This window comes from Photorhabdus sp. HUG-39 (assembly GCF_963878365.1).
Lineage (GTDB): Bacteria > Pseudomonadota > Gammaproteobacteria > Enterobacterales > Enterobacteriaceae > Photorhabdus > Photorhabdus kayaii.
On sequence record NZ_CAWNWY010000002.1, the window covers coordinates 112,571 to 131,405 of the forward strand.

Annotated in this window: 25 protein-coding genes; 4 read left to right on the forward strand and 21 right to left on the reverse strand. The window is 46.6% G+C overall.

Features of this window, described 5'->3' with window-relative positions; all coding sequences use genetic code 11:
- Positions 1-192 precede the first annotated feature (192 nt).
- The 21 genes from AAC155_RS02210 to sctN form a co-directional block, all read right to left on the reverse strand.
- On the reverse strand, positions 193-810 hold the full coding sequence (locus AAC155_RS02210; RefSeq protein ID WP_113040870.1) for an HrpE/YscL family type III secretion apparatus protein: 618 nt from the start codon (positions 808-810) through the stop codon (positions 193-195).
- Complete coding sequence (locus AAC155_RS02215) at positions 789-1,415, reverse strand: Yop proteins translocation protein K (RefSeq protein ID WP_113040871.1); 627 nt, start codon at positions 1,413-1,415, stop codon at positions 789-791. Before AAC155_RS02215 ends, AAC155_RS02210 begins: the two co-directional genes overlap by 22 nt.
- The gene (gene sctJ / locus AAC155_RS02220) at positions 1,416-2,153 is read right to left on the reverse strand and encodes a type III secretion system inner membrane ring lipoprotein SctJ (RefSeq protein WP_271859315.1); all 738 of its coding nucleotides are present in this window, start codon (positions 2,151-2,153) and stop codon (positions 1,416-1,418) included.
- Between the two features lie 6 nt (positions 2,154-2,159).
- Positions 2,160-2,498 (reverse strand): type III secretion system inner rod subunit SctI, encoded by a 339-nt coding sequence (gene sctI / locus AAC155_RS02225; RefSeq protein WP_113040873.1) that lies wholly within the window; start codon positions 2,496-2,498, stop codon positions 2,160-2,162.
- Positions 2,499-2,573: 75 nt separating this feature from the next.
- Positions 2,574-3,140, reverse strand: coding sequence for a YopR family T3SS polymerization control protein (locus AAC155_RS02230; RefSeq protein WP_113040874.1), 567 nt, complete (start codon positions 3,138-3,140; stop codon positions 2,574-2,576).
- Complete coding sequence (locus AAC155_RS02235; protein WP_113040875.1) at positions 3,133-3,486, reverse strand: YscG family type III secretion system chaperone; 354 nt, start codon at positions 3,484-3,486, stop codon at positions 3,133-3,135. Before AAC155_RS02235 ends, AAC155_RS02230 begins: the two co-directional genes overlap by 8 nt.
- 2 nt (positions 3,487-3,488) lie before the next feature.
- Entirely contained in the window at positions 3,489-3,743 is a 255-nt protein-coding gene (gene sctF / locus AAC155_RS02240; RefSeq protein ID WP_113040876.1) for a type III secretion system needle filament subunit SctF, read from the reverse strand.
- A complete protein-coding gene (locus AAC155_RS02245) occupies positions 3,709-3,948 on the reverse strand; it encodes an EscE/YscE/SsaE family type III secretion system needle protein co-chaperone (RefSeq protein ID WP_113040877.1) in 240 nt (79 codons plus the stop codon). The genes sctF and AAC155_RS02245 overlap by 35 nt, the downstream gene beginning before the upstream one ends.
- Positions 3,945-5,213 (reverse strand): type III secretion system inner membrane ring subunit SctD, encoded by a 1,269-nt coding sequence (gene sctD / locus AAC155_RS02250; protein WP_113040878.1) that lies wholly within the window; start codon positions 5,211-5,213, stop codon positions 3,945-3,947. Before sctD ends, AAC155_RS02245 begins: the two co-directional genes overlap by 4 nt.
- Positions 5,210-7,060, reverse strand: a complete 1,851-nt coding sequence (gene sctC, locus AAC155_RS02255) for a type III secretion system outer membrane ring subunit SctC (RefSeq protein ID WP_271859318.1) — start codon at positions 7,058-7,060, stop codon at positions 5,210-5,212. Before sctC ends, sctD begins: the two co-directional genes overlap by 4 nt.
- Positions 7,048-7,470, reverse strand: coding sequence for a YscB family type III secretion system chaperone (locus AAC155_RS02260; RefSeq protein WP_113040879.1), 423 nt, complete (start codon positions 7,468-7,470; stop codon positions 7,048-7,050). Before AAC155_RS02260 ends, sctC begins: the two co-directional genes overlap by 13 nt.
- A gap of 14 nt (positions 7,471-7,484) precedes the next feature.
- Complete coding sequence (locus tag AAC155_RS02265) at positions 7,485-8,318, reverse strand: T3SS regulon anti-activator ExsD domain-containing protein (protein ID WP_113040880.1); 834 nt, start codon at positions 8,316-8,318, stop codon at positions 7,485-7,487.
- A gap of 114 nt (positions 8,319-8,432) precedes the next feature.
- The gene (locus AAC155_RS02270; protein ID WP_112879028.1) at positions 8,433-9,251 is read right to left on the reverse strand and encodes a helix-turn-helix transcriptional regulator; all 819 of its coding nucleotides are present in this window, start codon (positions 9,249-9,251) and stop codon (positions 8,433-8,435) included.
- Between the two features lie 751 nt (positions 9,252-10,002).
- Positions 10,003-11,058 (reverse strand): type III secretion system export apparatus subunit SctU, encoded by a 1,056-nt coding sequence (sctU, locus tag AAC155_RS02275; RefSeq protein WP_113040881.1) that lies wholly within the window; start codon positions 11,056-11,058, stop codon positions 10,003-10,005.
- Positions 11,055-11,843, reverse strand: a complete 789-nt coding sequence (sctT, locus tag AAC155_RS02280) for a type III secretion system export apparatus subunit SctT (RefSeq protein ID WP_113040882.1) — start codon at positions 11,841-11,843, stop codon at positions 11,055-11,057. Before sctT ends, sctU begins: the two co-directional genes overlap by 4 nt.
- The gene (gene sctS / locus AAC155_RS02285) at positions 11,840-12,106 is read right to left on the reverse strand and encodes a type III secretion system export apparatus subunit SctS (RefSeq protein ID WP_112879031.1); all 267 of its coding nucleotides are present in this window, start codon (positions 12,104-12,106) and stop codon (positions 11,840-11,842) included. The genes sctT and sctS overlap by 4 nt, the downstream gene beginning before the upstream one ends.
- A gap of 2 nt (positions 12,107-12,108) precedes the next feature.
- Positions 12,109-12,762 (reverse strand): type III secretion system export apparatus subunit SctR, encoded by a 654-nt coding sequence (gene sctR / locus AAC155_RS02290; protein ID WP_112879032.1) that lies wholly within the window; start codon positions 12,760-12,762, stop codon positions 12,109-12,111.
- Positions 12,759-13,688, reverse strand: a complete 930-nt coding sequence (sctQ, locus tag AAC155_RS02295) for a type III secretion system cytoplasmic ring protein SctQ (protein ID WP_113040883.1) — start codon at positions 13,686-13,688, stop codon at positions 12,759-12,761. The genes sctR and sctQ overlap by 4 nt, the downstream gene beginning before the upstream one ends.
- Positions 13,685-14,863 carry a type III secretion system needle length determinant gene (locus AAC155_RS02300; RefSeq protein ID WP_113040884.1) on the reverse strand — a complete coding sequence of 393 codons (1,179 nt, stop codon included), beginning with the start codon at positions 14,861-14,863 and terminating at the stop codon, positions 13,685-13,687. Before AAC155_RS02300 ends, sctQ begins: the two co-directional genes overlap by 4 nt.
- Positions 14,864-14,874: 11 nt before the next feature.
- A complete protein-coding gene (locus AAC155_RS02305; protein WP_113040885.1) occupies positions 14,875-15,336 on the reverse strand; it encodes a type III secretion protein in 462 nt (153 codons plus the stop codon).
- Positions 15,336-16,658, reverse strand: a complete 1,323-nt coding sequence (gene sctN, locus AAC155_RS02310) for a type III secretion system ATPase SctN (protein WP_112879036.1) — start codon at positions 16,656-16,658, stop codon at positions 15,336-15,338. Before sctN ends, AAC155_RS02305 begins: the two co-directional genes overlap by 1 nt.
- Before the next feature lie 305 nt (positions 16,659-16,963).
- Between sctN and sctW the strand changes: the two genes are divergently transcribed.
- Genes sctW through sctX form a run of 4 tightly spaced genes read left to right on the forward strand, consistent with a single transcriptional unit; the run spans position 16,964 to position 18,834 of the window.
- A complete protein-coding gene (gene sctW, locus AAC155_RS02315; RefSeq protein WP_113040886.1) occupies positions 16,964-17,836 on the forward strand; it encodes a type III secretion system gatekeeper subunit SctW in 873 nt (290 codons plus the stop codon).
- Complete coding sequence (locus AAC155_RS02320) at positions 17,817-18,104, forward strand: TyeA family type III secretion system gatekeeper subunit (protein ID WP_113040887.1); 288 nt, start codon at positions 17,817-17,819, stop codon at positions 18,102-18,104. Before sctW ends, AAC155_RS02320 begins: the two co-directional genes overlap by 20 nt.
- Positions 18,101-18,472 carry a type III secretion chaperone SycN gene (gene sycN, locus AAC155_RS02325; protein WP_113040888.1) on the forward strand — a complete coding sequence of 124 codons (372 nt, stop codon included), beginning with the start codon at positions 18,101-18,103 and terminating at the stop codon, positions 18,470-18,472. The genes AAC155_RS02320 and sycN overlap by 4 nt, the downstream gene beginning before the upstream one ends.
- Positions 18,469-18,834 carry a YscX family type III secretion system protein SctX gene (sctX, locus tag AAC155_RS02330; RefSeq protein WP_112879040.1) on the forward strand — a complete coding sequence of 122 codons (366 nt, stop codon included), beginning with the start codon at positions 18,469-18,471 and terminating at the stop codon, positions 18,832-18,834. The genes sycN and sctX overlap by 4 nt, the downstream gene beginning before the upstream one ends.
- Position 18,835 lies beyond the last annotated feature (1 nt).

Genomic DNA, 18,835 nt, shown 5'->3' on the forward strand with positions numbered 1-18,835 from the left:
ATATTCTTTGGTGATTAATACCTGAAATGGGAGACAATGGTCACTCCTTAAGTGGTTTTTTTGAGATATACGCTTGGATATTAGGTAAAGTGAATCATAATGTTTTGTCGAAATAGAGAATATTAATAACGGCAGAAGAAATTTTCACTTTCCGTCGAAAACCGGTTATCTCTTTGAGGCGTGATGGTGTCGTCAACTTTGCCATTGGTTATTGATGGCTGACATCAGTGCTTCTAATTGGCTATCCAAACTGGCATCAATGATCCCGACTTCTGTTTCTAAAATACAGCCCCCTTGATCGAGACGCTCATCAGCAGTGATCTCTAAGTAGCCGATTTCAGGGAAATCTTTGTGTACCCGTGATATTTGTTCGCGAACTGTTGCGGCCTGTTCAGGATTAACGCGCAGGATAACCTGTTTTTGGTTACTGACTAATGACAGGGCCTCACGAACTACCTGTAAGGTGAGGGAAACTTGGTCATAATTCTTTAGGATTTTACGTACAGCCTGCAATACTACATTGCTCATCTGTTGCTCCACCTGCCGGTAATATTGTTGGCATTGCAACTGGGTTTGATGAATTAGGTTAGCTTGTTCTGCGCGGGCAGCATCAATGCCTGCTTGCCAACCTAACTCTTTTTGTTGCTCATACACTGCCTGCGCGTCACGTTCAATTTCTTGTGCCTGGAGCCGGGCAGCCTCAAGCAGAGATTTGGCACTGAGGCAGGTCTGATAGTCCGCTTTACGCAGTATCTGGAGCTCAGGAGACAGTTGAAGATGCTCTGTCGTTATTTTAATAAATGGTAACATTCTGTATTCACTTGCTTAGCCAATTTGAGACACAATGCTTGTGCCAACGGTCGTTCTGCCTGGCTGACAGGCCAGGCCGCGAGGTTTTCATAAGAGGGAAGCCGCAGGCTCAGGCGATTAGCGAAATCAATAGGAGGAGACTCCATCGCCGTTAGCCAGAACTGTAAGGCACTGGTACGAAAATAGTTTGCATTGATTTCTGGTGGTAATGAGCGCTGCCAGCCAGTCGGCCAGTTGCCGATAATGATGTCGAGATACTTTAAGCAGAAGCGATGTCCCTCTTTTCCTAGTGAGTCATGTAAGTGGCGAAGTTCTGTCGCCATCAGACAATGGCGGATAGCTTGCCCATGAAGTAAAGCTCCTAGCCAGGTAAGAAGTTGTTCTAAGCACGATTGCTCTAACAGGGCGATATTTCCCAATCCAGTTGGTAATTCATAATCCACATTTAGATCAAATTGGGTCAGCAGTAGCCCATTTAGCCTGGGAGAGTTTCGCCACTCAGGTAGGGAAGATAAGACTGCAAGCCATTCCGGTAATAGATGGTCAGAATGAATATAGCTGGCAGGGCAAAACCGAAATTGATAAGGCGTTAATGCGGTTACCATTTATTGCATCCTGCTTCGGTGCCACAGGAATTGCGCCAGATTACTGACAAATAACAAGGCCAACAAGAGTACCAACAGCCCAATCAGACGTCCCTGTGACTCTTCAGTCACTTGGATAGAGAACAGCGTGGAGTAGCGTGGTGCCAGCGGTACCTGACGCACGCCCGCTGCGGGCACTAATACGACACTGATCCGATCATAACTCAACCCTTCAATGCTGTTATTAACCAGTTGCTTGATCTGAGGAATGTAAGTGTCGAGTTGCACGTCCGCTGCGTGCTTGATAAACACTGAGGAAGAGGCTGGCGATAGTTTTTTACCTAGTCTGTCTTGCTCTTCGGGTAAAACAACATGTACCCGTGCTACCAGCACACCATCGATCTCAGAAAGTGTTCGAGCAATCTCCTGTGCTTTGGCGAAATTAAGCCGTGCTCGCTCCTCTATTGGTGAAGAGATAAGGCCGTCTTTAGGGAAGACATCTTGTAACGAGGAAAAGTTTTCCCGTGGATATCCTTTACGCTTGAGCACCTCAACAGCTTGGGCGATATCAGACTCTTCGACTAACAGCTTGATATTGCCATCTTTGTCTGGCTGCTTATCAGAGGAAATGCCCGCTTCCCTGAGCAAGGCTAACATTTCGTTGCCTTCTTTTTGGCTAACTCCGGTGTAGAGTTCGATTTTACAGCCAGTTAGCATCAGGACAGCGAGCATAACGCAGATTATATAGTGTTTCTTCACAGCTCCTCACTGGGCTTTCATTAGGGTTTCAATGTTTTGATTGAGCCGTCCTACCGTTTTGGCAATCAGCTCTTCTTGCAGGGTGATCCGCATTAGAGACCACTGCATTTGCATCAGGCTGTTAGGATCACTACTAGGGACTGCTAGCTGTGTTTCCAAATCTTGTTTTGCCTGAGTAAGTTGCTGTCTGAGCTGACCCAATTCATTGATCAGATTGTTTTCAATCCCCTGATCTTGATTGGACATAGCGTGTTCAAAACTCGCAATATTTTCGGCACTGGCCTGATGTGTGTTAAGTTCATCCAGGCTGGTGATCAGTGTCTCGCTTATCTGTGGTAGATCCATAGTTCCTCCAAATTTGAGGTATGTGCGGTTTATTTAGGTTGTCTATCCCTGTTTCATGGTGTTGTGGCTGCTCCATTATTCTTCCAAATCGGGTTTGTGTGAGTTTCGTATCAGGTTATCCACCATACCGTTACGGGGGATCAGCGTTTTTAACTCTTGTCGGATAAGGTCACTCAGGTACTCATTGCCAGGAATAGGCTTAATTTCGCCGAGTACCTCAAGAAGAACCGTCTCCTGTTGTCGACCCGTGGGGGCGAATTCACGAACAATCTTTCTAAGTTCTGGCATATCCAGTGGTGGTTTGATGTTGCCTGTCAAGCCACCAAACTGCGACCATAAGCGCTCTTGTACCGGGGCAATCAGCTTGGCCTGTAACTGAGCACGTTGGGAGGGCTGTTTATCAGGCGATAAAGCCTGATACCACTGCCATGTCACTCTGCGCTGTGTCGCTGGATCAAAATCGCCTAAAACGTTTTCCAGCGATTCTCCCTGTAGCCAGCGTTGTTGGCGCTCTTTCAGCATTTGCTGATCCGGCATGGTTTCCAGTGCTTGCTCAAAGCTGTGCTGATGCCTGGCGCTGACCGAAGGTTGTACCGTTGGTTGCGACACGGTGTTATAGGATGGCCCTTCAATCCTATTCATGAGCCAGTTGTTCCAGCATGCCGTCAACGAAGGAGAGCAATTGTGGATTGTCACTGCCAGCCATTCGCGTCAGCCTCTGCTCCAGAGCTGATGCCAGCCCCAGACGCCACTCACACAACGCTAACCAAGGTTCCAAACTAGGCCAAGGAAGGTCCCGACCAAAATCCAGCGCCTGTTGATATTTGCCTTGGTTTGTTAGAGAAGAGAGCCGAATCAGGTTTGCTGCTTCTTGCCCTTCCTCGCTTGACATCAGCCAGTCGGCAATAATATTGGCTTCGTCATGGCAGTGATGGCCGCTTCCAACCAGAGCAATATCTGCCAGTAGCCCTTTGAGTGAACGTGTCATGATTAGATCTTCTGTAATATTCCCTGCATCAGGTCTTTCATGGACCGGGTGACAGTAGAGTTAATGTTGTAGATGACCGACCATTTGTTAATCTTGTGTTGTAAATCAGCTAGCAAAGCAGGGTTATCAGCGCCCTTGTTGAGAGCAGTAATTGCTTCATCAACGTCTGTGTTGGCTTGGTTAGCTTGTTTACTCAACTGACCAGCAACCTTGTCGAGGGTATTAACTGTTGCTGAGGAAGTGAAAATTTGGGCCATGATGGTCTCCTTCTGTTGTGTTAAGTATTGTGATTGCGGCTTGGATGGCATCAGCCTCCAGTTGCCATTGTTGGTATTCTTGTGCGGAACCGCCACGTCTCAGGTGTTGCTTGATATCGTTCAGCGCCTGAGAAAGGCGATGTTGCATTTCGTTGACATAAGTGGGATCAGCACCAAACAGTCGTGCTTCCAGGGATGTCATCATGAAGCTGGGCTCCTGTTAAGTTTGACGATAAATTGTTGCTTACCCTTGGTAATAACAATCGCATCTTGACGAATGTCCTCGATGATTAAACCGTTTTCTGTGGTTGCTCCAACCGGGTAACGTAGGTTGTTTTTGAGTACCACATAGGGCACACGCCCGAGAGAAACGGCTCGGACGTCGAAATTGAGCTCATCATTGCGGGTGAGCTGCTTATTATTCAGTAATACCAGTGCCGGCTGGTTGCCGAACTCTTGCTTAAATACCTGTTGTAAGCGGTAGAAGTTATGCGTTTGGTGTTCATCCAGTTGACCTATGAACTCGATACGATCATTTTTATCCTTGTAGGTCAGCGTGTCAGGTAAATCATGTTTAGCCAATAACATATCCAGTCGCTTGAGGTGGTTACCGATGAACCGTGTCTGGTCTTCTATGCCAAGCAAACCCGGAACATCCCGTTTGAGTAGTGACTCGATATCGTTCCATTGCTGGCTGGTATCAGTGACTTCGCCTATAAGGCGGACCCAACCGGGTTGTTTACCATCGCTACTTTGGATCTGGGCATAGCCTAATTTTTGTAAAATGAAATCTACCCCCTGACGTAACTCTTCCATAGTACGTAACTCCAGCCGATAACTGAGAGTGTGGGTATCGAGATACTGTTGCAGGGCCAGCCGTTGGTGGTTGAGAGCCACATAACCTTTGAGCACCGGCGGCCCGTGATTGGGCATCATTTGTACGCTCACCTGGCGATAGGCTGAATCACTACTGAGAAAACGGCGTAGTTCTTGCTCGGCCATACCGTTGGACATGTTGCTTCTTTGCCATCCTTCATGTCCAAGCAGCGCCAGGAAACCAAGTGCCAGTACCAGACAAAGTATCAACATTCCACCAGCTACCCGGCTATGATTTTGCCGGGCAGGACGCTGTGGTGTGACCGCTGGTTCAGCCAGTTGGTTTGGGAATGTATGTTGTTGGTCACAAAAAGCCCACAATAACGGGCCAGCCTCCTGACGGGCCAGCGCTTGCAATGTCGCACCCGGTGACAGCGGTTCGCCATTCTGACTTGGTGCGACTTCCCCGGCCCATTCCAACAGGCGAATTGAGTTTGGTTCGACGTCTAAGATCAGGTGCACAGGAGCAACATCTTCATCCACCAGAACGATATCTGCCTGTAGGGGGTCTGAGCCGATGGTTAAACGCCCCTTAGCTAAATTGACCTCAATACTTTTATTCAGTCCGCGATAAAAGCGAATTTTCCAACTCATCTATTCGCCTTATTTTGTACACGAACACACCAGGTTTCTTTCAGTGAACATTGCTGTTCAATGACTCGCCATCCGTAAGTGTTACCCATTCGGCATGAGTCTAAAAACGAGCTTTTACCTGCTTGCCGGAGCGTTTCTTGTATTTGACGAGCCGAGGATAATGGTTGGCACTGTGCACTCCCTAGAACTTTACCCAACGATAAGCTCTGATTAGAGATATCCTGTGTTGCCAGTAATCCAGGGCGTAGATCTTGTCCGTTACCAAGAGCCAGATAATGGGCTATCCCACTATCAATCAGACGTGGCTCAATAATGAATAGCCGTACTGATCGCCGAACTTGCTCACTGGTATTGCGAAACAAGACCCCCAGGTAGGGGATATCGCCTAAAAATGGCACTTTGCGTGTTATTTGACTCATTTCGTCGCGGTAGATGCCACCAATCAGCAGACTTTGCCCATGTCCAACTCTGGCAACGGTATCGACAACGGTTCGGCTGATAGTCGGGATGCCATCCTGCCCTGAGCTATTAGGTTTCTGGTTACCATCCTCAATATGCAGGTCTAAGCTGATTTCAGGAGAATCTCCTACTTGGATGACTCTGGGGATCATGCGTAGCATAGTGCCATAGGTAAGGCTTTTAAGCTCGGCAACCCGTTCGCCATTAACTTTCACGTAGTAGGTTTCATTGTTGTCAATGACTGCTTGTGTATTCTCCTGCGTTAAAAGCGTTGGGCGGGAAATCACTTGAGCGCTTCCTTTACTCTCTAGCAAGGTTATTTTGGCGAGCAGGTAATCCAGGCCACGGCGATCGACCAGGCTACCTAATGCGGCTGAACCGAAGTTTTCACCTTTTTCTTTGCTCTCTCTCTTTTCCCTGGCAGAAGTTGTGATATCAATGATATGGCGAGGCCCGGTGTTGATTCCGACTTGCCAGTCAACTCCCAGTTCTGAAAGGTTGTTTGCATCGATGTCTACGATGGAAAGGGCAACTTCAATCCGGGCGGAGGGTTTATCCAGTGCGTTGATCAAATGGGCGTACATGGACATCCTTTCCGGGTTATCCCGTACAATGATGGCATTTAGGGAGGGTTCTGCTTGTACGACCGCACGGCTTGAGTAGCTTTCTCCCATAGAAGAAGATGCTTCACCAGTAACAGCGGTCACATTGGTATCACTGAGCAGGCGGGAGAGAATGGTGGCTATGCCCGGCGCCTCAATACTGGTATCACGATACTGGATCTTGCGATCAACCACTGAGGCGTATTTGAGCGGGAAAATTTCCACTGTCAAGGCGCCTGTTTTTTCGCTACGCAGCAATGACTGCTGTTCCAGTGCGGATGTAGTCTGATCAACCAGTTCAAGATAACGAGGAGGGCCTGATACGTAAACCAGTTGGTTGCCTGGATCAGGACGCCAGCCAAAGCGTGGCTCCCAAATACCGGAACGTTTTAGGGCTTGCTGTAACTCCGTTGCATTGGTTCGTTCAAGTTTAAGCAGGCGCGATTGTATTTCACTGTTTTTGAATATATAAAGCACACTCCCGTCGTAGTACCAGACCAGATTATAGAGTGAGGATAAATGTTGCAGGAATTCCTGAGGAGTGTCCTGCTCAAAATGGCCGTTAACTTGATCGGTCACCTTGTCGCTGACAACCACTGATGCTTCATAGTTGGCACCGAAATTAACTAGTACATCCCGCAAGCTTTCTCCTTTTGCCAGATAGTTATAAGGCGCAGGAAACCAATCCAGATCTTGGCTATAAGCAGAAGGGAGCACCACACCGCTGATACTCAACGACAACAGTAGGGAACGGCATAGCCTTTGGAATGGTTTCATGGTTGCCATATTGCCTGTTTCCATTGAGGGGCGGATTGGGTTTCCGACAATAAAGCCATGACTTGTTCCAGTAGATCGACATGCAGAGTTAGCATCTGTTCCAGTATTTGAATATCCAAACTATCAAGGTCAAGGCGTGCTTCCAGAATAAGATTCTCTGATTCATCTAAGGTCAGTGCATGGGGAGCATGACGTCCCCAGCGCGTAACTTGTTGCAATAGTGTTTTCAGTAATTCAGCGCCTGACGGATCTTTTGGGTTATGGCGCCAGCTTAGCGGGCTGGATAACACAAGTTCAGTTCCCTGTTGGCGAAAAAACAGGTTGTAGTTATCAATGTGCAAATGGTAATGCCCTTGTCTATCGGAAACAAAAGGCTTCTGGCCTAAGCGGCTGGCCAAATGATTGAGTAGAATTTGCATGTTTCCTCTAATAATTAGGTCGTCGATTGCCAGTAAAAATTGTCCTGTGGCAGGCACAGAAAATGGGCACAAAGCCATTTTTTCAAGTGAGTAGCTTCCTCGGTGTCATGCTCTAAAGTAGTCAACCACGCCCAACAGGATGACAGTGCTTCGGGAACCGGCATAAAAGCGGTTAGGTCGCCGCCAGTCTGGAGTGCATCTAGCCCAGTAAACCAGTTGGGCCATGCTTCGCGAGCTTGGGTTTCCGTTGTCAACAGCCTTTTTTCTAATAGTTGCTTGCGTTGATTAAGCGCTGCTTGCAAAGATGTAACCTCTTTATGATATTGTTCCCGGCATTGAGACGAGACGCTTTCGGCTTGCTGCCAAAAATGCGCTTTAGCATGCAGTTGCCGTTCTTGGATCTGTAACTGATCAAATTCAGTGAGCCAGAAGTCTATTTCTGGTTCCAACAAACGGAGCCACCAGTCAAATAGCGGCTGTAATACCCAGTGCTGTAAAAGATGTTTGTCAGCTAGGTTTATGCGGTCACCCAGCACCTTATTCCAGTCACATTCCGGTTCTGCCGCCGCTCTAATGAGCTGTTGTAGGTCATCACGCCGCAAAGCTTGCCCGCAATTTAACCGTCTACGAAACCAGACAGACTTCATCAAGCTTTCCAGCAGATGTCTGGGTAGCAAACGTTGTAATAAAATAAACTGTTGGCTATTGATAATGTCTCTATTCTGATACTGAATAGCCGATGATTTTCCGAGTAATTGATCCCGGCGTGGAATTCCCGACTGCGTGACAGAGATCTTGCGGCCGAGAAACATGCTGGTTCGAGTCTGATTATGGTCTTGCTGGCTCATGCTATGCTCATCTTGCTGCTAGTCACTCTTGTCGATTAAATTAGGGATGGCCTTATTTTATCTGTCAGGCCAACGGTTAACTTGTAAAAAACGTCAGATTATTTTAGCCAATCGTTACTCTTTGCCATACCTGGCTCGACTGGGCGTGCAATTAAAGCGTCTCCGATAGCTTTGAGTAAAGTAGGATTGGCTGGAAAATCCTGCTTCCATCGAGATATTAACAATACTCATCTCGCTATTGAGTAGTAGCTGATGTGCATAAAGAATACGGCGTTCACTGATCCAAGCGCGTGGTGATATTCCGTATACCGAACGGAACAGCTCCTTGAAGGTGGTTAATCCCATACCAAATTCTTTAGCGAATTCACTGAGTTTCCACTCCTTAAGGTAGTGATTTTCCATAAAACTCTGTAAACGTTCCACTTGGCGATTGCTCAATTGTCGTAATACTGACATGAGCAAAGTACCTTGTTCTCCAAATGCTAATAACAATAGCAGTTCTTCTGTTCTGAGTTGACCCAGCGCTGTAGGATAATCATGAGCTAATAGATCGACCAACCCATTTATACTTTGAGATAACAGAGGGGATGAGGTAAATGCAATTAATTCGGGTGTTGACATGTTGTGCCGCTCGACTTCACTGAGCAGAGTACCAAAGCGTTGCAGAAACCCGTGGAGGAAAGTCGTACTCAGAGGCAACCAGAGTAGTTTGCAAGTATCACTACGCGTTTTTGCTGCATAACTGCCACGACGAACAAAAAGCAGCTCATTGTGGGAGATATCGTAGGTATTGGTGCTGTCCTGCCATGTCATTTCACCTTCGAGCAGGATATATATCCCTTCTTGGGGGTGCTCTATAACGTTAAAGGCAGGCATGCTACGCTGGAGTAGCGAGATATCCATTCCCTTCCCTGATGTTGTGATGCCGTTCATTCTATTGTCCTGGATCTGTTGGTGTTATGTTTTAAAAATACAAATCACATTATTATTAATAGATATTTTCTTTGGTTTCGCTGCCTGGAATAGACAGTGAAGAATAATTTTACGTATTTAACCTGATGGTTAACTATAGCATCTTTTAATTAAAATGATTTTTGCTAGTGAGCCTATAATGTTCTTTGGTTCGAATACTCTATTATTCTCACGTTTTATAAACGTTTTATAAACGAAGAGTGAAAAGGGATCAGTTTTTTGCACGATAACGATTGCTTATAAATTTTGCGCCCTTAGTTATAAACTGAGTCTTTTGTCTTGATTGATATTGATATTGATAGTTATCTCCTTTCATTCAGGAAATCTATTAGTGATTCATAATACGTTAGTAATTGTAATGAATGATAGCTAGAGTAATATTAACGAATTAGCAGGTGTAGAAATCAGCGCAAAGTGAAATCCAAATAGCTACGTGTAATATAAATCACTTAATAATTAATTCAATCTGGTTTCAACTATTTGATCAATCGATAAAAACAAAAAATCCACTCAACCTAATTGGATTGTTTATTATAATATTGTTTAAGCAATGTTAGGTTATTAGCAGTAATTTTTATTTATATTAAATTTGTTGTTATTATGTAATTAAATCGTATTTCGTTTGCAATTGAGCATTGGCAAGGTATGTTAAATGCCAATGCTCAGTTCATATATGCAGTTTGACTGTCAAAAAGTGCTGTTTGAGGACAGGTTACAGCTCCGGCGGGCGATCTTGCCACTGTTCTAGCCAGCGCAAAACTTCTGCGGTAGCTTGGATAAGATCAGCAGGAATATATTGGTCTATCAGGCCATCTTGATAAAGCGCTCGGGCCAGCGGAATGCGTTGTAACACCGGAATACCTTCCTCTTCAGCAATACGTCGAACTTGCAGGGCCTGCGCATTGGTGAACTTGAGTGTAATAAGAGGTAACGGTGTTTCGCCTTTTTTGTAACGGATACCTACCGCAATGTGAGTTGGGTTGGCGACGATAACTGATGAATTCTTAACGCTAGCGCGCATATTGCTTGATTGTAATTCTTGATGAAATTGACGTCGTTTGCTTTTGATCTCTGGGCTGCCTTCACTTTCTTTATATTCCCGTTTGATCTCGTCTTTACTCATTCTAAGCTGCTTAATATGTTGGTAGTGTTCGAAGGCATAATCGGCAATAGAAATCACAATAAGCCCCATGCCGCATACGGTCATTAGCTGGGTTAACATTATGCCGAGTACAGGAACAATACATCTTGTTCCACATTCTGGCAGGCGCAGTAGTGCTTGTAGATTGCCTGCCAGAGTAATCCAAACCAAGGTGCAGAGCAGTCCTACTTTAAGTATCGATTTGATGAATTCCACCAGACTCTTGATAGAGAAGATTCTCTTAGCACCTTCAACAGGGTTGATCTTTTTAATATCAGGTTTGATGGAGTGTCCACTAAGTAGAAAACCGTATTGAGCGAAGTGTGATGCCAGCGATAGCAAAACGGAAACGCTTAGAATTGGCAGGCAGAGGTAGACCAGCTCTTGCATTAAGTTTTCAACCACATGGTTGAAGGCTTGGGGAAAGGGTTTCTCCAGCAGATTAGCCGGGATTAGCATCAGTTTACCCAGATGTTCCAAATAGTATTCAGACATGACCATTATCATGCCGATTAGCCCCAATATTAAGGAAGTGGAGACGACTTCGTTACTTTTGGTTACCTGGCCTTTCTTCCGAGCGTCTCTAAGTTTCTTGGGGGTAGGTTTTTCAGTCTTTTCTCCACTCATGGTGCCTCCAGAATAGGGATTAACATGCGCACTGGGGAGAGAATTAACAGCACTTTATCATAGGCATGGTGCATCAATAATCGGATATAGATAACCAGTAACAGGCTGGCAATTGCACTTTTGATCGGCATTGCTAACACGAAAACGTTGAGAGAGGGAGCAAAACGGCTAATCAGTGCCAGCCCGAACTCTGCCAGAAACATGGCAATTAGCAAAGGAGCAGCCATTAAAGCGCAGAGCTGTAGTAGATAGCTAAACTGTCCATAGAAAAAGTGGAGCCACTGGTTGGTAATTTGGGGAAAAAACTGCGTTACCGGCCAACTGTTATAACTTTGAAATAGGGCGCCAAGCAGACCAAGAAAAGCGCCGCCGGAGAAAAAGAGTGTTATCAAAGTTTGAGTCAATAATAGACCCGTGGGTGAGGTTTGACTTCCCAGGGAAGGGTTAAGCACTGAAGCCATTGTTGCTCCCCGTTGGTTATCTATAATAAAACCAGTGGCTTCCATCGCCCAAAATGGGATAGAGGCGATAAAGCCGATGAGCAGACCAAGCAGGACTTCCTTACCGAGCAACAGCGTCAATTCCAGACTACCTAATGTGGGCAACTGACTGCCTGCTACTGTTGGGTAAGCATAAAGGGCCAGTGAGCAGACCACGCTGTTGCGGATTAACCCACCACCTAGCATCTGTTTGCTGAGCACAGGAAATATCACAAAGCAACTCATAATGCGTGGTAACAACAGGGTATAAGCAAGCATTTGTTGCTGGAGCTCTGGTAGGGTCATTTGATTAGCGGCACCTTAAGAAAGGTCATGTTGGCAAAGCTATAGAGTTCGTTGCCAAGCCAGGTAGCTGTAGCGAATAGCGTAATGATGACCGCAATTAATTTGATGACAAAACCAAGTGTTTGTTCTTGTATTTGAGTGAGCGCTTGGATCAATGAAACCAATGTTCCTACTGCCGCAGCCATGAGTACAGGCGGCAGGGAAAGGATTAACACTAACCAGAGAGATTGGCTGGTGAAATGCAAAATATCAGCATTACTCATGTTCAATCTCCATAACTGATAACAAGGCCGTGTGTCAGGCGTGTCCAGCCATCAAGCAGGACAAATAACAGTAGTTTGAAAGGAAGTGAGATAGTCATTGGAGAAACCATCATCATCCCCATTGCCAGCAGAATGTTAGAAATAATGAGATCGATTGCAATAAATGGTAGATAAAGAAGAAACCCAATTTCAAAAGCTCGGGTTAATTCACTGACGGTAAAGGCAGGTAACAGTATCAATAGGCTGTCTGGTTCTAGCCGATCTGCATACTGGCTTGGCCAAATTTGTCGGGTACTATCGATAAAGAAAGTGCGTTCACTGGGTTTAATATGTTGTTTGAGAAAATTCCGGTAAGGTGTCAGGCCCTCTTCCACAAATTTATCTACTGATTGCGCATTGCTGAATGAAACTTCATTTTGACGCAGGTAATCTTGAGTGGCGAAACCCACTGGAGCCATCACATAGATAGTAAGGATAATTGCCAATCCGTACATAGCCATGTTGGGTGGGATCTGTTGTACGCCCAATGCGTTACGCAGTAAGGAAAACACCACAGACAGTTTGAGAAAAGAGGTCGCCATCACGGCAATAAAGGGAAGCAGAGCTAGCAAGGCCAGACCGATGATGAGATCCAATTCGTTTGGTAGCTGGATCATGGTTGCTTCTCCACGGAGAGATGTTCAACTCTTACTCCCAGACGCCCTTCAATATCCACCAATCGCCCTGAACCTAGGCATTTCTGATTGACGAGAATACGTACCTCACCATCTGAAGGAACACCAAGATCGAGTAATGAGCCGGGTTGCAGGCTGGTGAGTGTCTGTAGATCTAGAGTCTGACGGCCCACTTCGAAACTGACATGAACCTCCAGTTCGTTTAAGTCTGTTACTGGCAGAGCGTTGTCAGAACTATCAGGAGAGGGTGTGTGCATAGTGATTAACTCCAATTTATGGTCATGGGATTTAAAGTAGGCCCAAGGGCGTCCTTCCAGATACGCTAATAAAGGGTCATCTGGTTGTTGCTGTGGGGGCAGTAGCAGCACATCCCCTGATTCCAGAGTACGAAACACATCTAAAGTCAGGATTATTGCTCCCCATTGCAGAGAAAGTCGTAATGGAATAGGCAGGCATTCTTCAGGTTGACGTTCTGGCAATATGGCAATTAAGGGGGATGGCTCTGGTGACCAGAGCGGCAATGTGGCCCCTGGCCGTTCAAGGCGTAGTCGTAAGCAAGCTGACAAAGGACGTTCTGACGTGGTACTCAGTGCTGACCATGACAAAGTGGGTAGCACTTTGCTTTGATATTCCAGTAGTGCCAACAGCAGATCTTGAGGGAGTGATGTGAGGTCTGCTTGTTGTAGATCAGGTGCGAGCCACAGCGCTAACTCGGCTGCATGGCAGTACAAGGAGAAGGTTTGTCCCTGCCAATGGGCGATCAGTTTCCTGTCTAACGTCTGAGGAGCAGAAATCACATCCAGCGAGAGAGAGTTATTATCCCAATTAAATTGTTGCTGGTGGCGACTCAGGGTCTGGTGCAGCGTTAATTCTTCCAATGAAACTTTGGATAAGGTCAGGCTATTCATGCATCTTTTTTCCATTCTTCATATACGCTGCGACGTTGACGTGATCCATGTTCATTATCCGTTTGAGACGGAAGGGAGAGTTCAACAGTTTGTGTTGGGTAAAGAAGTTGTAGACGTTCAATCAGTTCAAAGCGTGCCTGTTTCAGGAGTTGTTGAGCGGCCGGATTCGCTAAAATCTCTATTTGAAGTTTGCCATGCTCGCTGGTGAGTTGGATCTCAAGTGCTCCCAGGCTAGGAAGTGTCAGATGTAATGTCGCCGGACGTTGCTGTTGGGTTAGTTCGATACTGATCTCTACCCTCAGTTTGTCGATTAATGCTTCCAAAAGGGGAGATATGGTTGAAGTTGCTTGCATCGTGGCGAGGATGCGCTCCCCCAGCAGGAGTTGCGTTTGTGGGAATAAAGGTGTTTTCCCGTCTGATCCACCAGAATAGGAGGATTGAGAGTCGGACTCTTTTGGCTTTAATACCAACAAATGGGATGTTTCGATTTCATCCAGTGTTTTTCCTTCCGCAGGGTTGATTTCGTTGGCATGGCGGGCAGGTATAGGTAAAGTCGGATCTGTTTGTTGGTGAGGAATGGCACCGTGTTGTGTGTCTGGCTGAGATGGGGATCGGCCAGGTATTGTCTGCATCATTGCATGATGTGCCAGTTCATCGTTTACGTCTTGCTGAACAGGCGTCATTGCTGTGTCAGGATGAGAAGTTACCGTGATATCAACCGGTTTTAGGCCGGAATCAGTTAAGGTGTTCAGGTTTGACTGACGTGTTGGGACTTCGGGTGCTGACAGAGATTCCCTTATCTCGTTAGCGATCTCATTAAGGCGATGAGCGAGGGCCGATAAGTTTTTTTTCTGATTTTGAAGTGGCGCAGGCATGTCATGGCCTGTCAATGATAAGGCTTGCTTGCGCGGATTATCAATTGCCGGTTGGGGAGAGTCGAATAGTGGAAGCTCCTCATCTGAGTCATGTGTGGCATGTTGATCCGCTGGTTTATTGTTTGTCGTCGTATTGGTTAACGGTTGTTCCGTCCGCCGTGTGGTTGACTGACGCGTGTTGGCGGCATGAGAGGTGATAGCTTGCTCGAAACGGCGTTGCAAATCTGCGTCTGCTTCTGCGGGAGACGATGTTGGGAGGGAGGATACATCTTTTTTGCCGATAGCTGTCAGTGGGTTCATACTCTTCTGTTTTACACTCTTTCCTGGCGATGGAACTCTTCTTGTTCCAGCTCTTCCTGGTATTCACCTTGGACTCGGATCGCCTCTTGTTGCTGACGACCCAATTCATTAAATTTTTCTTGCTGTTGGCGTGCGTGGTGCAGAACACGTTGACACTCTTTTAATTGACGGAGTTCCAATTCCACTTTTTCGGTCATTTCAGCCACTTGCTTTTCCAGTTGCGCTTCATTTTCGCGTAACAGGGCAACTTGTTGTTGCCAGCGTTCAAGGCCTTTGCGGTCAATAGGTTGGCCCTGACACAATTCAAAAAGCCGTTGTTCTTCTTCTATTCGCCATTGACAGTAATCTTGCAAGGTTTGCAAAGCCTGCTGATGGTGTTGACGGGCCGTTTGCAGTTTCATTTGTTGCAAGGAAAAATGTTTTTCAGCGCGTTCGACTCGCAAGGTCTTTATACGTTGTAAACGGCCAATCATTATTTTGTTATCTGCTGTAATTGAGCTAAGGTTTGCGGTAAATCACTTGGCTCATGGGTGCCTTGGCGTAACCAGCTACGTATTGCTTCAATGTGCGCAATGGCATTGTCAGCAACGGGATCTTGCCCTTTTTGGTACTCTCCAATCTGCAACAAAAGCTCAACTTCTTCATATTTAGCTAGCCATTTGCGCAACAGGCCGGCCTGAGCCTGATGTTCAGGAGTGATAATTTGATTCATCACCCTGCTAGCGGAACGTAACACATCGATAGCTGGATAGTGGTTAGCCGCCGCCAGTTTGCGTGACAAAATAATGTGACCATCAAGGATAGAGCGGGTCTCGTCTGCGACAGGCTCTGTCATGTCGTCGCCTTCCACCAAAACGGTATAGAGGGCGGTAATCGAACCTTTGTCGGATTGACCAGCACGTTCCATTAGCCGTGGCAAAGCGGCGAACACTGACGGGGGATAACCACGTCGGGTTGGCGGCTCACCGGCAGCTAAACCTATTTCTCGTTGCGCTCGGGCGAAACGGGTCACGGAATCCATTAGCAGGAGCACACGCTTACCTTGATCACGAAAATATTCAGCGATTGATGTAGCAACAAATCCTGCTTTAGCCCGCTCCATTGCCGGGCGGTCTGAGGTCGCTACCACCAGCACTGAGCGTTTTAGGCCCTCTTCACCAAGATCCGATTCGATAAATTCCCGCACTTCACGGCCACGTTCACCGATGAGCGCCAGCACGGTAACATCAACTTCGGCGCTACGAATCAACGTAGATAACAGCGTACTTTTTCCGCCGCCAGCGGCAGCAAAAATCCCCATACGTTGACCTTCGCCGCAAGTGAGTAAGCCATCAATAGCGCGTACGCCGAGAGAGAGCGGGTGCTCAATCCGTTTACGACTCATAGGGGCCGGAGCATCTCGGTAAACCGGATACCAGGCTTGTGGCTCCGGTAATTGACCGCCGGAAAATGGATTACCTAGCCCATCAAGGACTTGTCCTAACAGGTAGTCCCCCACGCCAACTTGATGCATGGCTCCGGTTGGACTCACTTCGGTATTTGAAGAGATACCAAACATCTCGCCAAGAGGTGTTAACAAGGCTTGATGTTGTTGGAATCCAATCACCTCCGCCAAAAGCGACAGTGTGTTGTCAGGATTGCGTAAGTGACAAAGTTCACCTATCCGTACACCAGGAATAACGGCTTTAAGTAGTGTACCCGTGACCTGAGTAACCCTGCCGCGAATCTGAATTAGCCGGCATTCATTAATGGCGTGGCGCATTTTGCCGGGAATATGGTCTAGGGAAAGCTTCATGATCGTTTATATAACCTCTGCTATAAATACTATAAAGAAGGGGAGGAGGAAGGGATTGCAACCTGAGTCGGGAGTTTTTAGAAAATGGTTGGAGTTTACCTGGCTGTTCTCTGCTTTATCGGTAAGATTTCCTATTTTATTCACAGTGTGTTGCTCATGTTTTATGAGTCTTATATCAGAACAATGGGGCTCTTCCTTGAGTTATGGCGGTTTTTGCTAAAAATTCACGACTGATTTTGGCATAGGCACAGGAGCGGTATCTTTATAATTTGTTCATTATTAACTCTGATATGACAAGGTAGACTATGGATATTATCCAGAATCATCTTCATTCGGTAACTTTATCAGAACTGGGTGCTGGGGTTACCGCACAACAGGAACAAGCTAAGGTAGGTCAGTTTCAGGGAGAGAAAGTTGTGCTGGTATCAGCATCCCAGTCTTTTGCTGATGCGGCCGAAGAGATGACTTTTGCATTTTCGGAACGCAAGGATATGCCACTCTCCAAACGTAAAGTTAGCGATGGACATGCCAGGGTGCGAGAAATTGAGGCATTGGTGGGTGAATATTTGCAGAAGGTGCCAGATTTAGAGCGTCAGCAAAAGGTCAAGGCATTAATCTCCCACTTAAATAATGCTCAACTGACTAATATTGCTCAGTTACAGGCTTATCTGGAAAGTTTCTCTGGTGAGGTGAGTGAGCAATTCTATGCGCTAAGTCAGGCGCGTGATGCGCTGGCAGGCAGGCCAGAGGCACATGCCATATTGACATTGGTTGAACAGGAGTTATCACGCTTAGCGCGAGAGCAAGGAATTGCTATTGAGTTGGGGGCCCGCATTACGCCTGATGCCACGACAGCAGCTAAAAATGGGGTTGGCAACTTGCAAGCGTTGCGCAACATCTATCGTGATGCAGTGATGGATTATCAAGGGTTGTCGGCTGCCTGGCGGGATATTCAATCCAATTTCAAGAGTAGTTCCCTGATGGAAGTAACAGGATTCATCATGAAAGCGTTGAGTGCTGATCTGGACAGCCAACAGCGGCAACTTGATCCTATTAAGTTGGAACGTGTGATGAGTGACATGCATAAACTCCGTTTGCTTAACAGTTTATCGGTTCAGGTTGAACAGTTATGGAAAAGCGTGGTAGAGGGGGAAAGTCATGGCATACGGGCCTTCTGACCTTATGGGGGATGTCGTTTCTCTGGTTGAGAAACGTTGGGCCAATGTGCGAGATGTTGAAATACTCGGTCATGCTTTGGGATTGCAGGATAACCAAACTCAAATTCATTTCTACCGGGAATTGAAGCGATTGATTCGTTTGATTCCGGTGGAAGTGTTCAGTGATGAAGAGCAGCGCCAAAACCTGCTTAATGCTTGTCAGCTGGCGCTGGATACAGCAATTGAGAGAGAAGAAGACGAATTGTGGTCGGGAGAGGGAGCATCATGAACTGGATAGAGCCACAGTTGCTCCAGTTTTGTCAGGATTTGGGTATGGAGATGTCTGATGCTTCTAGCCCCTTGATCCAAATCGATTTTGAGTATTCTGGTACGTTGCAAATTGAGCGCTATGGTGGCGCATTAACACTTTGGCTGGCCCGTGAAATTCCCTGGCATCAGGGAAAAGAGGTCATGGTGAAAGCGATGCTACTCACTTTCAGTGGTCAGGGGCCCGAGCTGCCCTTGCGTTGTGGCTGGCTGGGAGAAGATCGTCTGTTATTGTTTATGACATTAGATGAACGACATATAACGTTGCCCTTGCTGCATCAGGCATTTCGCTCTTTGCTAAGAGTACAGCGTGAGGTGCTCGCTTCGTGAGCAAAATCGCTGCTGCCCATATAGGAATTGAGCAACTAACGGCGATCAGTCGGGAAGAGATAGAGGTTAGTTTACCTGATCGCTACGCGCTATTGCCCGATGGTCAATCCGTTGAGACACACGCCGCACGTCTTTATCCGGCCAACAAGGCAGATCAGGCTTTGTTGGCTTTTGCCTGCCCGCAAGATGGGTTTCACTCTCTGTTGCGTCCACATGATTTTCGTCAGGCGGTTAGTGGTCTGCGTACAATTTTGCAACAAGGTAATGACATCAGGGTACAGCATGCTGTCTCCCTGTTGGAAAAAATGAATCAAGATGAACAGTTGTTGCAGATGGCTCTGCACCTGTTGCACAAGGTATGAC

What these genes read in the sequence shown, in the direction of transcription:
- AAC155_RS02210 (WP_113040870.1), bottom strand. Translation starts at nt 810, where the DNA reads ATGTTACCATTTATTAAAATAACGACAGAGCATCTTCAACTGTCTCCT.
- AAC155_RS02260 (WP_113040879.1), bottom strand. Translation starts at nt 7,470, where the DNA reads ATGCAAATTCTACTCAATCATTTGGCCAGCCGCTTAGGCCAGAAGCCT.
- AAC155_RS02270 (WP_112879028.1), bottom strand. Translation starts at nt 9,251, where the DNA reads ATGAACGGCATCACAACATCAGGGAAGGGAATGGATATCTCGCTACTC.
- AAC155_RS02245 (WP_113040877.1), bottom strand. Translation starts at nt 3,948, where the DNA reads ATGATGACATCCCTGGAAGCACGACTGTTTGGTGCTGATCCCACTTAT.
- sctN (WP_112879036.1), bottom strand. Translation starts at nt 16,658, where the DNA reads ATGAAGCTTTCCCTAGACCATATTCCCGGCAAAATGCGCCACGCCATT.
- sctD (WP_113040878.1), bottom strand. Translation starts at nt 5,213, where the DNA reads ATGAGTTGGAAAATTCGCTTTTATCGCGGACTGAATAAAAGTATTGAG.
- AAC155_RS02230 (WP_113040874.1), bottom strand. Translation starts at nt 3,140, where the DNA reads ATGAATAGGATTGAAGGGCCATCCTATAACACCGTGTCGCAACCAACG.
- sctQ (WP_113040883.1), bottom strand. Translation starts at nt 13,688, where the DNA reads ATGAATAGCCTGACCTTATCCAAAGTTTCATTGGAAGAATTAACGCTG.
- AAC155_RS02265 (WP_113040880.1), bottom strand. Translation starts at nt 8,318, where the DNA reads ATGAGCCAGCAAGACCATAATCAGACTCGAACCAGCATGTTTCTCGGC.
- sctW (WP_113040886.1), top strand. Translation starts at nt 16,964, where the DNA reads ATGGATATTATCCAGAATCATCTTCATTCGGTAACTTTATCAGAACTG.
- sctC (WP_271859318.1), bottom strand. Translation starts at nt 7,060, where the DNA reads ATGGCAACCATGAAACCATTCCAAAGGCTATGCCGTTCCCTACTGTTG.
- AAC155_RS02215 (WP_113040871.1), bottom strand. Translation starts at nt 1,415, where the DNA reads ATGGTAACCGCATTAACGCCTTATCAATTTCGGTTTTGCCCTGCCAGC.
- sctT (WP_113040882.1), bottom strand. Translation starts at nt 11,843, where the DNA reads ATGACCCTACCAGAGCTCCAGCAACAAATGCTTGCTTATACCCTGTTG.
- AAC155_RS02235 (WP_113040875.1), bottom strand. Translation starts at nt 3,486, where the DNA reads ATGACACGTTCACTCAAAGGGCTACTGGCAGATATTGCTCTGGTTGGA.
- sctS (WP_112879031.1), bottom strand. Translation starts at nt 12,106, where the DNA reads ATGAGTAATGCTGATATTTTGCATTTCACCAGCCAATCTCTCTGGTTA.
- AAC155_RS02320 (WP_113040887.1), top strand. Translation starts at nt 17,817, where the DNA reads ATGGCATACGGGCCTTCTGACCTTATGGGGGATGTCGTTTCTCTGGTT.
- sctI (WP_113040873.1), bottom strand. Translation starts at nt 2,498, where the DNA reads ATGGATCTACCACAGATAAGCGAGACACTGATCACCAGCCTGGATGAA.
- sycN (WP_113040888.1), top strand. Translation starts at nt 18,101, where the DNA reads ATGAACTGGATAGAGCCACAGTTGCTCCAGTTTTGTCAGGATTTGGGT.
- AAC155_RS02300 (WP_113040884.1), bottom strand. Translation starts at nt 14,863, where the DNA reads ATGAACCCACTGACAGCTATCGGCAAAAAAGATGTATCCTCCCTCCCA.
- sctR (WP_112879032.1), bottom strand. Translation starts at nt 12,762, where the DNA reads ATGATCCAGCTACCAAACGAATTGGATCTCATCATCGGTCTGGCCTTG.
- sctU (WP_113040881.1), bottom strand. Translation starts at nt 11,058, where the DNA reads ATGAGTGGAGAAAAGACTGAAAAACCTACCCCCAAGAAACTTAGAGAC.
- sctF (WP_113040876.1), bottom strand. Translation starts at nt 3,743, where the DNA reads ATGGCCCAAATTTTCACTTCCTCAGCAACAGTTAATACCCTCGACAAG.
- AAC155_RS02305 (WP_113040885.1), bottom strand. Translation starts at nt 15,336, where the DNA reads ATGATTGGCCGTTTACAACGTATAAAGACCTTGCGAGTCGAACGCGCT.